The sequence below is a fragment of the Pseudomonas urmiensis genome, assembly GCF_014268815.2.
Lineage (GTDB): Bacteria > Pseudomonadota > Gammaproteobacteria > Pseudomonadales > Pseudomonadaceae > Aquipseudomonas > Aquipseudomonas urmiensis.
On record NZ_JABWRE020000001.1, the window covers coordinates 5453395 to 5466804 of the forward strand.

9 protein-coding genes and 1 pseudogene are annotated in these 13410 nt (G+C 60.8%); 5 read left to right on the forward strand and 5 right to left on the reverse strand.

Annotation, left to right across the window (positions count from 1 at the left end; genetic code table 11):
• Positions 1-126 precede the first annotated feature (126 nt).
• Together HU737_RS24615 and glnA are read right to left on the reverse strand one after the other, a co-directional pair.
• Positions 127-660: a chorismate mutase gene (locus HU737_RS24615; RefSeq protein ID WP_186557616.1), complete on the reverse strand. Its 534-nt coding sequence runs from the start codon at positions 658-660 to the stop codon at positions 127-129.
• A 155-nt stretch (positions 661-815) separates the two neighbouring features.
• Positions 816-2222: a glutamate--ammonia ligase gene (gene glnA / locus HU737_RS24620; RefSeq protein WP_186557617.1), complete on the reverse strand. Its 1407-nt coding sequence runs from the start codon at positions 2220-2222 to the stop codon at positions 816-818.
• Between the two features lie 478 nt (positions 2223-2700).
• On the opposite strand from glnA, the gene thiI reads away from it, so the two are divergent.
• Positions 2701-4155, forward strand: coding sequence for a tRNA uracil 4-sulfurtransferase ThiI (gene thiI / locus HU737_RS24625; RefSeq protein WP_186557618.1), 1455 nt, complete (start codon positions 2701-2703; stop codon positions 4153-4155).
• A gap of 128 nt (positions 4156-4283) precedes the next feature.
• Positions 4284-6104 carry a translational GTPase TypA gene (gene typA, locus HU737_RS24630; protein WP_186557619.1) on the forward strand — a complete coding sequence of 607 codons (1821 nt, stop codon included), beginning with the start codon at positions 4284-4286 and terminating at the stop codon, positions 6102-6104.
• A 142-nt stretch (positions 6105-6246) separates the two neighbouring features.
• Here typA and HU737_RS24635 read toward each other — a convergent pair whose 3' ends face one another.
• Positions 6247-6651 carry a YkgJ family cysteine cluster protein gene (locus HU737_RS24635; RefSeq protein WP_186557620.1) on the reverse strand — a complete coding sequence of 135 codons (405 nt, stop codon included), beginning with the start codon at positions 6649-6651 and terminating at the stop codon, positions 6247-6249.
• Between the two features lie 186 nt (positions 6652-6837).
• Here HU737_RS24635 and HU737_RS24640 point away from each other — a divergent pair, with 186 nt between their 5' ends.
• From HU737_RS24640 to HU737_RS24650, 3 genes are all read left to right on the forward strand, one after another.
• A complete protein-coding gene (locus tag HU737_RS24640) occupies positions 6838-9288 on the forward strand; it encodes a glycogen/starch/alpha-glucan phosphorylase (RefSeq protein WP_186557621.1) in 2451 nt (816 codons plus the stop codon).
• 300 nt (positions 9289-9588) lie between these two features.
• Entirely contained in the window at positions 9589-10599 is a 1011-nt protein-coding gene (locus HU737_RS24645; protein WP_186557622.1) for a class 1 fructose-bisphosphatase, read from the forward strand.
• Between the two features lie 3 nt (positions 10600-10602).
• Positions 10603-11199 (forward strand): DUF924 family protein, encoded by a 597-nt coding sequence (locus HU737_RS24650; RefSeq protein ID WP_186557623.1) that lies wholly within the window; start codon positions 10603-10605, stop codon positions 11197-11199.
• A gap of 129 nt (positions 11200-11328) precedes the next feature.
• Here HU737_RS24650 and HU737_RS26695 read toward each other — a convergent pair whose 3' ends face one another.
• Together HU737_RS26695 and HU737_RS26700 are read right to left on the reverse strand one after the other, a co-directional pair.
• Positions 11329-12159, reverse strand: coding sequence for a methyl-accepting chemotaxis protein (locus HU737_RS26695; protein WP_392467953.1), 831 nt, complete (start codon positions 12157-12159; stop codon positions 11329-11331).
• A gap of 24 nt (positions 12160-12183) precedes the next feature.
• A pseudogene (locus HU737_RS26700) lies at positions 12184-13215 on the reverse strand (HAMP domain-containing protein); the annotation flags it as partial.
• Positions 13216-13410 lie beyond the last annotated feature (195 nt).

The following is a 13410-nucleotide window of genomic DNA, read 5'->3' on the forward strand; positions in this document are numbered from 1 at the left end:
ACACCTGCGACCGCGCCATTCGGGGGATTTAAATCGTGGTTTATCGTTTCACGTGACCCAAATTGGGCTGCACCACGGGGCACTTAGTCTTTCTATGCACCAATATAGAGCATAGCGACGCTCGGCTCATTCACACAGCTGGCCAGTGGCGCGGATCATCGCCAGGTAATGCAGGAAGTCGCCCTCGCGCTGTCGCAGTGCCACGGCGACTTGTTGCGGGCAATGGGCAGAGCGGCTCTGGCGGAACCGCGCCAGGTTGCGCAGCAGATCATCCTGCAGGACATCCAGGCGTGGGCGAATCTTGCTTTGCAGGTCTTGGCGCGGCAGGTCAGGGGCTTCGCCATCCAGTCGCCATTGCGACAACAAGGCGTATTGCAGCAGCTTGTTGGCTTCCATCTGGTCGGCGAAGAACGCCTCGGCGTGTTCTGCGCTGAGTTGATGGGCGGGGGCTGAGCGGCGCACGGCGTCGAGCACCGATTGCTCGCGGGCAGTGGCCTGGACCGGTTGCTGGCGGTCCCACTTGTGCAGGGCCACGGCTTCGGCGATCGCCAGCCGGCGTTCGATGTTGTCGAGTAATCGGGACAGGGCGGGATCGACTGGCTCGGCACTGCAGCCAGTGAGGGCGAGTGCGCAGCACAGCGCAAATGAGGCAAGGCGCATGATGAGTCTCCTGTGGCAGTGGAGCCTCGAAGTGTGCAGTCAGTCTGAAATAGCGGCAGTCAGACACTTCCGAAAAATGTGCCCCTGAAAACAGAAACGGCCTCGCGAAGGAGGCCGTTTCTTGGTGATGATTGCGGCGCCAGGCGCCGCTTGCATCAGACGCTGTAGTACAGATCGTATTCCAGCGGGTGGACGAAGGTGCGAACGCGGATTTCTTCTTCCGACTTCAGTTCGATGTAGGCATCGATGAAGTCGTCGGAGAACACGCCGCCCTTGGTCAGGAACGCACGGCCCTTGTCCAGCTCTTCCAGGGCTTCTTTCAGGCTACCGCAAACCTGTGGGATTTCCTTGGCCTCTTCAGGCGGCAGGTCGTACAGGTTCTTGTCGGCGGCATCGCCTGGGTGGATCTTGTTCTGGATGCCGTCCAGGCCAGCCATCAGCAGTGCGGCGAAGCACAGGTATGGGTTGGCAGCTGGGTCCGGGAAGCGCGCTTCGATGCGGCGGGCTTTCGGGCTGGAAACGTAAGGGATACGGATCGAAGCCGAACGGTTACGGGCCGAGTAGGCCAGCATGACCGGAGCTTCGAAGCCTGGTACCAGACGCTTGTAGGAGTTGGTAGCCGGGTTGGTGAAGCCGTTCAGGGCTTTACCGTGCTTGATGATGCCGCCGATGAAGTACAGGGCGGTTTCCGACAGGCCGGCATAGCCTTCACCAGCGAAGGTGTTCTTGCCTTCTTTGGCGATCGACATGTGCACGTGCATGCCCGAGCCGTTGTCACCGTACAGTGGCTTAGGCATGAAGGTCGCGGTGCGGCCGTAGGCGTCGGCAACGTTGTGCACGCAGTACTTCAGGGTCTGAACTTCGTCAGCCTTGGCTACCAGGGTGTTGAACTTGACGCCGATTTCGTTCTGGCCGGCAGTTGCCACTTCGTGGTGGTGAACTTCGACGACCTGGCCCATTTCTTCCAGGGCGTTGCACATTGCGGTGCGGATTTCGTGGTCGTGGTCGACCGGCGGCAGCGGGAAGTAGCCGCCTTTGACGCCTGGACGGTGGCCTTTGTTGCCGCCTTCGACGTCCTGGTCGGTCATCCACGAGCCTTGCTCGGAGAAGATCTTGAACATCGAACCGGAGATGTCGGACTTGAACTTGACGTCGTCGAAGATGAAGAACTCAGGCTCTGGACCGACGAAGACGGTGTCACCGATACCGGTGGTCTTCAGGTACTCTTCGGCGCGACGAGCGATAGCGCGTGGGTCGCGGTCGTAGCCTTGCATGGTGGACGGCTCGATCACGTCGCAGACCAGGATCAGGGTCGGCTCTTCGGTGAACGGGTCCAGCACGGCGGTGCTGTCATCCGGCAGCAGGATCATGTCGGAGGCTTCGATGCCTTTCCAACCTTCGATGGAGGAGCCATCGAACATCTTGCCAGCTTCGAAGAACTCATCATCCAGCGCATCGCGAGCTGGCATGGTGACGTGTTGCTGCTTGCCTTTGGTGTCCGTGAAACGCAGATCAATCCACTTGACGTCATGATCTTTGATGAGCTGAACCGACTTCGACATGTTGTCCTCCGGATGGTCTAGAGCGCGGTGGGCCGCTGCCCTGGAAAAAGGGTGTCGCCGGGCGCGCATAGTCGGCCAAGCTTACCTGCCTCACAAGGGAGCAAATTGCATGCCAGTGCCCAAAAATGGCGAGGGCGGGACAAAAGCAGGCGTTTAGGGGCATTTATTCAGGGATGGGCGGGCTGCGACGCACTGATAAGACGCGTTTTTGAAAGGTTGCGCACCGTAATGGTGCGTAACTCAGCTATCGCTCATTGTCAGGGCTCTATCGCGGGGCAAGCCCGCTCCCACGCAGCCTATACAGGAGAACGTGCAGGCTACATAGGAGCGGGCTTGCCCCGCGATAGCTGCAGGCCTGTAAAACAGGGCTTGGCAGAGAAAGTCAAACCTTCTGTACAAAAGTTGGTCAAATCCTGAGCAATTTCCGCTATAATTCGCGCCCCTCATTTTCGGCAGGCCCTGGGCGCGCTGTTTACCCATGAAACTTATCGTCAAAGTCTTCCCAGAAATCACCATCAAGAGCCGGCCGGTGCGCAAGCGCTTCATCCGTCAGCTCGCGAAGAACATTCGCAATGTGCTCAAGGATCTGGACCCTGAGCTGAAGGTCGATGGTGTCTGGGACAACCTCGAAGTGGTCACCCGCGTCGAAGACGAAAAAGTCCAGCGCGAGATGATCGAGCGCCTGTCCTGCATGCCGGGGATCACCCACTTCCTGCAAGTGGAGGAATACCCGCTGGGCGACTTCGACGATATCGTCGAGAAGTGCAAGCAGCACTTCGGTCACCTGCTGGCCGGTAAACGCTTCGCCGTACGCTGCAAGCGCGGCGGCCACCATGACTTCACTTCGATGGACGTCGATCGCTACGTCGGCAGCCAACTGCGTCAGCAGTGCGGCGCCTCCGGGATCGACCTGAAGACCCCAGAAGTGATGGTGCGCATCGAGATCCGCGACCAGCGCCTGTACGTGATCCACAACCAGCACCAGGGCATCGGCGGCTATCCGCTGGGCGCCCTGGAGCAGACGTTGGTGTTGATGTCCGGTGGCTTCGACTCCACGGTGGCCGCCTACCAGATGATGCGCCGCGGCCTGATGACCCACTTCTGCTTCTTCAACCTCGGCGGCCGTGCCCACGAGCTGGGGGTGATGGAAGTTGCCCACTACCTGTGGAAGAAATACGGCAGCAGCCAGCGCGTGCTGTTCATCAGCGTGCCGTTCGAAGAAGTGGTCGGGGAGATTCTCGGCAAGGTCGACAACAGCTACATGGGCGTCACCCTCAAGCGCATGATGTTGCGCGCCTCGGCGAAAATCGCCGACCGTCTGGAAATCGATGCCCTGGTCACCGGCGAGGCGATCTCCCAGGTGTCCAGCCAGACCCTGCCTAACCTGGCAGTGATCGACCATGCCACCGACAAGTTGGTACTGCGCCCGCTGTTGGCCAGCCACAAGCAGGACATCATCGACACCGCTTATCAGATCGGTACCGCCGAGTTCGCCAAGCACATGCCAGAATACTGCGGCGTGATCTCGGTGAACCCGACCACCTGTGCCAAACCGCACCGGGTCGTGCACGAAGAAAACCAGTTCGACATGCAGGTACTCGAGCGCGCCTTGGAGCGTGCCCGTTTCATCTCGATCGACCACGTTATCGACGAGCTGGGCCAGGACATTCAGGTCGAGGAAGTGGGCGAAGCCCTGCCTGGCCAGATCGTCATCGACATTCGCCACCCCGATGCCCAGGAAGACGAACCCCTGGTGATCGACGGCGTCGAGGTCCAGGTCATGCCTTTCTATGCCATCAACAGTCGCTTCAAGCACCTCGATGGCAATCGTCAGTACCTTCTTTATTGCGACAAGGGCGTCATGAGCCGCCTGCATGCGCATCACCTGCTCAGTGAGGGACATGCCAATGTGCGTGTTTATCGTCCGGCATAAGACGCCAGGGCTGTATGGCGGCAGCATCCGCCATCGCCCTCCCGACCAATGGGCCCGCTGAGCCTTTTACCTTCATATTGGCTGCCTAGACTGGGCAGCAAACCGAATCCTCTGATCGAGATACATTTGTGATCGAAAATCTGCGTAACATCGCCATCATCGCCCACGTTGACCATGGTAAAACCACCCTGGTCGACAAACTCCTGCGCCAGTCCGGCACCCTGGAGCGTAACGAGCTCAACGACGAGCGCGTGATGGACTCCAACGACCAGGAAAAAGAGCGCGGCATTACCATTCTGGCGAAAAACACCGCCATCAACTGGAACGGCTACCACATCAACATCGTCGACACCCCCGGCCACGCCGACTTCGGTGGCGAGGTTGAGCGTGTAATGTCGATGGTTGACTCGGTGCTGCTGCTGGTCGACGCCCAAGACGGCCCGATGCCGCAAACCCGCTTCGTGACCAAAAAGGCTTTCGAAGCAGGCCTGAAGCCAATCGTCGTGATCAACAAGGTCGACCGTCCGGGCGCGCGTCCTGACTGGGTTCTGGACCAGATCTTCGACCTGTTCGACAACCTCGGTGCTACCGACGAACAGCTGGACTTCAAAGTCGTCTACGCCTCGGCCCTGAACGGCATCGCCGGTCTGGACCACACCGACATGGCCGAAGACATGACCCCGCTGTACCAGTCGATCATCGACAACGTACCAGCGCCGTCTGTCGACCGTGACGGTCCGTTCCAGATGCAGATCTCCGCACTGGACTACAACAGCTTCCTCGGTGTTATCGGTGTTGGCCGTATCGCCCGTGGTCGCGTCAAGCCGAACACCCCGGTTGTCGCCATCGACACCAACGGCAAGAAGCGTAACGGCCGTATCCTCAAGCTGATGGGCCACCACGGTCTGCACCGCATCGACGTCGAAGAAGCCCAAGCGGGCGACATCGTCTGCATCAGCGGTTTCGATGAGCTGTTCATCTCCGACACCCTGTGCGCCCCGGATGCGGTAGAAGCGATGAAGCCGCTGACCGTTGACGAGCCGACCGTTTCGATGACCTTCCAGGTCAACGACTCGCCGTTCTGCGGCAAGGAAGGCAAGTTCGTCACCAGCCGTAACATCAAGGACCGTCTGGACAAAGAGCTGCTGTACAACGTTGCTCTGCGCGTTCAGGAAACCGATTCCCCTGACAAGTTCAAGGTATCGGGCCGTGGCGAACTGCACCTGTCGGTGTTGATCGAAACCATGCGTCGTGAAGGTTTCGAGATGGCTGTAGGCCGTCCTGAAGTGATCATCCGCGAAGTCGACGGCGTCAAGCAGGAGCCGTTCGAGAACGTCACCATCGACATCCCTGAAGAATCCCAGGGCAAGGTCATGGAAGAGATGGGTCTGCGTAAAGGCGACCTGACCAACATGGTTCCGGATGGCAAAGGCCGTGTTCGCCTGGAGTACAACATTCCAGCTCGTGGTCTGATCGGTTTCCGTAACCAGTTCCTGACCCTGACCAACGGTGCAGGCATCCTGACCTCGATCTTCGATCGCTACGACACCATGAAGTCGGGCCAGATGTCCGGCCGCCTGAACGGCGTTCTGGTGTCGGTCGAGACTGGCAAGGCTCTGACCTACTCGCTGGAAACCCTGCAGGCTCGCGGCAAGCTGTTCGTTGAACACGGCCAAGAGATCTACAACGGTCAGATCATCGGCCTGAACAGCCGTGACAACGACCTGGGCGTGAACCCGACCAAAGGCAAGAAGCTCGACAACATGCGTGCTTCGGGCAAGGACGAAGTCATCGCCCTGGTTCCGCCAGTTCGCCACACCCTCGAACAGGCCCTGGAATTCATCCAGGACGACGAGCTGTGCGAAGTCACGCCGAAGTCGATCCGTCTGCGCAAGAAGATCCTGGACGAAGGCGAGCGTACCCGCGCTGCCAAGAAAGCCAAGAACTGAGTTAGCTCAGGCTGAATGAAAACGCCCCCGGTCGAAAGGCCGGGGGCGTTTTTGTTTGTGCGGGGTGTCAGTCAGAGGGCTAATCGCGGGGCAAGCCCGCTCTCACGCAGTAAGCTCGGCGTGCTAACAGACAGTCCTGCTATTAGCGCGCAACGGCTTTGGGCTTGTAAGCGCAGTATCCCGGCCGCGGCCCGACCTTGGGATGGTTGCGGCAGGTATCCGGGCGCTTGTCATAAATGGTGCACAGGCGGCTTTTACGATCCAGATACATGCAGTCATCGTTGCTCATCCGGGTCAGGGTGAAGATCCCCGACTTCTGGTTGAAGCGTTCGATGATGCCTTCCTTCTGCAGGCGTTTGGCGACGTTCTTGGGCGGCTCGTCCTTTTCGAACTCATCCACCACGCCAATACGGATCAGGTCTTTGATCTTCACTTCAACAGGCAGGGTGCAGCAGGTCGAATGGCAGCCCCCGCACATATGGCTGGCATAGCGCTGCCAGGTTTCCAGGCGGTCGACTTCGGCCGCGGCAATCAGGGTCGGTTTCATAGTTATGGGGGGCAGATCACGGTCTTGGGGCGCGCGATCATACCGGAGTTGTTCAATTTGTGAACAACCTTTTGCCCGATTGCCGTTATGGGCATGAAAACTGCGAACGGGAACTGTCACTCCCTGTCGAAGGGTCTAGTCTCAACAATCTCCCTCCGCTTTCGTCAACTTGCCCGAGGATGCCGCATGTCCCAGGAACCTAAAGCACGTGACGCCGAGGTGGCCGAATTTCGTGCCGCTGTATTGGCCAAGCTGACCTACGCGGTCGGCAAGGACCCGGAGCACGCCTTCGATCATGACTGGTTCGAGGCCATCGCCCTGGCCGCGCGCGACCATATGGTCGACCACTGGATGGATCACACCCGACAGGCCTATCGACGCAGCCAGAAGCGCGTCTATTACTTCTCCCTGGAGTTCCTGATTGGCCGTTTGCTGTTCGACAGCCTGAGCAATCTCGGGCTGCTGGATATTGCCCGGGAAGCCCTCGATGGGCTGGATGTCGACCTTGAGCGAATCCGTCTGCTCGAACCCGACGCGGCGCTGGGTAATGGCGGCCTGGGCCGCTTGGCGGCTTGCTTCATGGAAAGCATGTCGACCCTCGGCATTGCCGCGCATGGCTATGGCATCCGCTACGAGCACGGCCTGTTCCGCCAGGCGGTGGTCGATGGCTGGCAGCAGGAGCAGACCGAAAACTGGCTGGATTTCGGCAACCCCTGGGAGTTCGAGCGTGCCGAGGTGATCTACCCGATCAGCTTTGGCGGCAGCGTTGAAACCGTGCAGGACAGCGCGGGCCAGCAGCGCCAGGTCTGGTGGCCGGGCGAGACGGTGCGGGCGGTGGCCTACGACACGCCGGTGGTCGGCTGGCGGGGTGCCAGCGTCAATACCCTGCGCCTGTGGCGTGCGCGGGCGCTGGAAGAGCTGCATCTGGAACGCTTCAATGCCGGCGACCATTTAGGGGCGGTGGCGGAAGTGGCGCGGGCCGAAAGTATCTCGCGGGTGCTGTACCCGGCCGATAGCACTGAAGCTGGGCAGGAGTTGCGCCTGCGCCAGGAGTACTTCTTCGTTTCCGCCTCGCTGCAGGATTTGCTGCGCCGGCACCTGAACATGCACGATACCCTGCTCAACCTGCCAGACGCTGCGGCGATCCAGCTCAACGACACCCACCCCTCGATCGCTGTGGCCGAGCTGATGCGGCTACTGGTCGACCAGCATGAAATTCCGTGGGAAAAAGCCTGGGAAGTCACAGTCGGCACGTTGGCCTACACCAACCACACCCTGTTGCCGGAAGCGCTGGAAACCTGGCCGGTCGCCTTGATGGAGCGCATGCTGCCGCGGCACATGCAGATCATCTATTTGATCAACGCCTACCATATCGATGCGTTGCGGGCCAAAGGCCTGCACGACTTCGACGTGCTGCGCGCGGTGTCGCTGATCGAAGAAGACAACGGCCGCCGGGTGCGCATGGGCAACCTGGCCTTCCTCGGCTCGCACAGCGTCAATGGCGTGTCGGCACTGCACAGCAAGCTGATGAAGAGCACGGTGTTCGCCGAATTACACAAGCTGTACCCGCAGCGGATCAACAACAAGACCAACGGCATCACCTTCCGTCGTTGGCTGTACCAAGCCAACCCTCAGTTGACCAGCATGCTCATCGAGTCGCTGGGGGCAGAGGTGCTGGACGATTCGGAAACACGCCTGACCAACCTTGCCCCATTCGCCGACAAGCCGGCGTTTCGCAAGCAGTTCGCCGCCCAGCGCCTGCATAGCAAGCGCGCGTTGGCCAGCATCATTCAGGATCGCCTGGGGGTGACGGTCAATCCGGAGGCGTTGTTCGACGTTCAGGTCAAGCGCATCCACGAATACAAGCGCCAGTTGCTCAACCTGCTGCACACTGTCGCGCTGTATCAGGCGATGCGCTCTGAGCCTGGCACCGACTGGGTGCCGCGGGTGAAGATCTTCGCCGGCAAGGCGGCGGCCAGTTATCACCAGGCCAAGTTGATCATCAAGCTGGCCAACGACATCGCCCGGGTGGTCAACAACGACCCGACCGTGCGCGGCTTGCTCAAGGTGGTGTTTCTGCCCAACTACAACGTCAGCCTGGCCGAGAGCATCATTCCGGCGGCGGACCTTTCCGAGCAGATCTCCACCGCCGGCTATGAAGCGTCCGGTACCAGCAACATGAAATTCGGCCTCAACGGCGCGCTGACCATCGGCACTCTGGATGGTGCCAACGTCGAGATGTGTGAGCAGGTCGGCGAGGAAAACATGTTCATCTTCGGCCTGACCGCTCAGCAGGTCGAGGCGCGCAAGCGGGCAGGGGATTTCGGTGCCAATGCGGCGATTGCCGCTTCCCATCGTCTGGGGGATGTCTTGCAGGCGATTCGCAGTGGGGTGTTCTCGCCGGATGATCCGTCGCGCTATGTGCACCTGATCGATTCGCTGATCGCCCATGACCGCTTCCTGGTCTGTGCCGACTTCGATGCCTACTGGGATGCCCAGCGCCGGGTCGAGGAGCTTTGGCACAAGCCGCAGGAATGGTGGCGCATGGCGGTGCTCAATACTGCGCGGATGGGCTGGTTCTCGTCGGATCGGACCATTCGCGAGTATGCGACGGAAATCTGGAAGGCGTTGGATTGAGCCATGCTATCGCGGGGCAAGCCTGCTCCCACGCAGCAGCTACTATCAGCCGCTCCCACGCAGCCGCTGCTACGCAGCCGCTGCTACGCAGCGGCTGTGGCTGTCATGCGTCGCTCATGGCTGCGTGGGAGCGAGCTTGCCCCCGCGATGAGGCCCCCACCGACCATCGGCCCTGCAGTCAATGAACTCAACCCCCAATCTACCGTCTGATCCGCCAGGCGCGTCTCTTTACTCGCTAGGCCGTCACTCTCCCTGTAAACTGCGGGGGTTTTTCTCCCCCTATCCTTTTCGGAGCCATACATGTCCCGCGTTACCCTGAGTCGCTATCTGATTGAGCAGACCCGCAGCAACAATACCCCTGCCGATCTGCGCTTCCTGATCGAGGTGGTGGCGCGTGCGTGCAAGGAGATCAGCCACAACGTGTCCAAAGGCGCCCTGGGCGGCGTACTGGGCAGCATGGGCACCGAAAACGTGCAGGGCGAAGTGCAGAAGAAGCTCGACGTGATCTCCAACGAGATCCTGCTCGAAGCCAACGAATGGGGCGGTCACCTGGCCGGCATGGCGTCCGAAGAAATGGACAATGCCTACCAGATCCCCGGTAAATACCCCAAAGGCGCCTACCTGCTGGTCTTCGACCCACTGGACGGTTCGTCGAACATCGACGTCAACGTCTCGGTCGGCACCATCTTCTCGGTGCTGCGCTGCCCCAACGAATACCTGAGCCAGAACGAAACCCTCAACGAGAACGCCTTCCTCCAGCCTGGCACCGAGCAGGTCGCCGCCGGTTACGCGATCTATGGTCCGCAGACCATGCTGATCCTGACCCTGGGTAATGGCGTCAAGGGCTTCACCCTGGACCGCGAGCTGGGCAGCTTCGTCCTGACTCACGAAAACATCCAGGTGCCGACCAGCACCGCCGAGTTCGCCATCAACATGTCCAACCAACGCCACTGGGAAGCCCCGGTGCAGCGTTACGTCGGCGAGCTGCTGGCAGGTGAGACCGGCCCGCTGAAGAAGAACTACAACATGCGTTGGATCGCCTCGATGGTGGCCGACGTGCACCGCATCCTCACCCGTGGCGGCCTGTTCATGTACCCGCGCGATGCCCGCGAGCCGAGCAAGCCGGGCAAGCTGCGCCTGATGTACGAAGCCAACCCGATGTCGTTCATCATCGAGCAGGCCGGCGGCGCCTCCACCAACGGTTACGAGCGTATCCTCGACATCAAGCCAGAAAGCCTGCACCAGCGCGTGTCGGTAATCCTTGGCTCGAAGGAAGAGGTGGAGCGCGTCACCGCCTACCACAAGGAGTAAGTCATGCTCGCACCTTGGCAGCCGTTGTTGGAATGGTGGTTCGGTTGGGGCACCAGTGCCCAGGCCGTGGCTGACGAGAAGAGTACGCTGTGGTTTGGCAAGCACCATGACGACGAAGCGCGCGATCGCTTCGGCGATCTATGCGAGCAAGCCTTGGCCGGTGGCCTGGATGAGTGGCAGCAGAGCCCGCAGGGCTGGCTGGGGCTGATCCTGCTGCTCGACCAGCTGCCGCGCATGATCCATCGCGACACGCCGCTGGCTTTCGAAGGCGACCGCCGCGCCCAAGTGGTGGCGATGCAGGGCTTGCAGAAAGGCTGGGATTACCAGCTGCTGCCGATCCAGCGCGTGTTCGTGCTGCTGGTGCTGGAGCATGCCGAGGTGCTCGATTGGCAGAACCTGAGCGTCGAGCGTTACCAGACGCTGCTCGAAGAACAACCGGAGGCTAACCGCCGGTTGTTCGAAGGTTTTCTGGATTATGCCGAACAGCATCAGCGGGTGATTGCCCGGTTCGGGCGCTTCCCGCATCGCAACCTGATGCTGGGGCGCCCTAGTACCAGTGAAGAGATGGATTTTCTCCTCGAACCTGGCTCCAGGTTCTAAGGGCGCACCATCGTTTGGATCGAACGTGGGAGCGGGCTTGTCCCGCGATAGTAGTGGTGAATTCACCTTCGCCATCGCAGGGCAAGCCCGCTCCCACGCACGATCCAGCTGATACCAGCAGTTGCCGGATCAGATCCTGAAACTGCCCACCAACTGCTTCAAGCGGTCCACCTGGTGCTCCAGGTCATTGCAGGCGCGCAAGGTGCTCTGCAGGTTCTGCACCCCTTCCTGATTCAGCGTATTGATCTCGGTGATGTCGACATTGATCGACTCGACCACGGCTGTCTGCTCTTCAGTGGCAGTCGCCACCGACTGGTTCATGCCGTCGATCTCGCCAATGCGCTGGGTCACGCTGCCCAGGCGCTCACCGGCCTGGTTGGCGATGCCCACGCTGTGCTCGCTCTGTTGCTGGCTCTGGTTCATGGTACTGACCGCCACCTGGGCGCCCGCCTGCAGCTCTTCGATCAGGCTCTGCACCTGCTGCGCCGACTCTTGCGTGCGATGCGCGAGGTTGCGTACTTCGTCGGCGACCACGGCAAACCCACGCCCAGCCTCGCCGGCACGGGCGGCTTCGATGGCGGCATTGAGTGCCAGCAGGTTGGTCTGCTGGGAAATACCGCTGATCACATCGAGAATCTGACCGATGTTGGCAGTGTGCGAGTTGAGCGTCTGGATGTTGCCGCACGAATCGCTGATCCGCGCCGAGAGCTGGTTCATCACCTCGATGGTCTGGCCGACCACCTGCTGGCCATCCTCGGCCAGGTTGCGCGCATCGCTTGAGTGCTGCGAGGCGAGCGCGGCGTTCTGGGCGATTTCCTGGGCGGCGGCACCAAGCTGGTTGATCGCTGCGGCAACGCTGCTGGTGCGACTCGACTGCTGGTCGGCATTGTGGATCGAGGCGTTGGAGGCAGTAATCACCTGGCTCGCCACCGCATTGACCTGGCCCGTGGCCGAGGACACTTCCCGGATCGACTCATGGATGCGCTCGACGAAGCGGTTGAACGACTGGCCGAGGCTGCCGAACTCGTCCTGGGCGTGGATGGTCAGGCGCCGGGTCAGGTCGCCTTCGCCCTGGGCGATGTCGTGCATGGCGCGGCCCATGATGTGCAGCGGTTCCATCAAGACGCGGATCAGTAGGCCCAGCAGGGCGATGATCGCCACTACCGCGATCAGCGTCGCCACCACTGCCGAGGTACGTAGTTCGCTGAGCATGGCGAAGGCTGCGTCCTGGTCGAGGACCAGCGCCACGTACCAGTCAGCCGACGGCACGCCGTCGACATGGGTGAAGCTGATGAACTGCTTGCGCCCCTCGAACTCGACCTCCTTCAGGCCGCTGCCGATGCGCGGGGTGTCGGTCGGGTAGATATCGGCGAGGCTCTTGAGCGCCAGCTCTCCCTTGGGATGAATCAGGATCTTGCCTTCGCCATTGACGATGAACGCGTGACCACTGCCGTCGAAGTCCAGCGCGTTGATCAGGTTGCTGATGGTCTGCAGGTCGGTGTCTACGCCGCTGACGCCAATCAGTCGGCCGCCTTGCTGCACGGGGCTAGCCAGGGTGATCACCAGCTTGCCGGCGGAGGCCGAGATGTACGGCTCGGTGACGATGGTCTGGTTGGCGGCGCTGGCGGCTTTGTACCAGCCGCGCACGCGCGGATCGTAGTCAGCGGCGCGGTTGCCTACTGGCACCGACTGCATGCTGCCGTCCTGGCCGCCAAAGTAGGTGAGCTGGAAGGTGTTGGCATACACCGGCAGCGCCAGGGCGCGGTCCAGGCCAGGCTTGCCGTCGACGGCAATCTGCTGGGCGAAGGTGTCGAGCAGTTGGATACGGCTGTCGAGCCAGTTACGGATGTTGCCGGCAGTCAGGTTGCCCAGGTCCTGCAGGGTCGACTCGGTATCGCTACGCAGGGACTGGCGTTGTCGGTAATCGTTGAACAGCACGAAGCAGGTAAAGGCAACGGCCACCACGAGGGCAGCGGCCAGCAGGATCTTGTGGCTGAACTTGAGGTTGTTGGTCATGGCAAAGTCTGCGCAGGGAAGCACGTCGAAGGGAGGGGGCGGCAATCGGCCACACCGCTGGAAGCTGTGTCGACCTGCGCGGGTAAAACATTAATCAATTGCGAACCAGTCGACCAATGGCAGGGGGTCAAAGCACCCAGGGCAGGGAACCGAGGAGGCTTTTTGCCTTCTAAGCTCTCCACAGGCGCCTCGCCT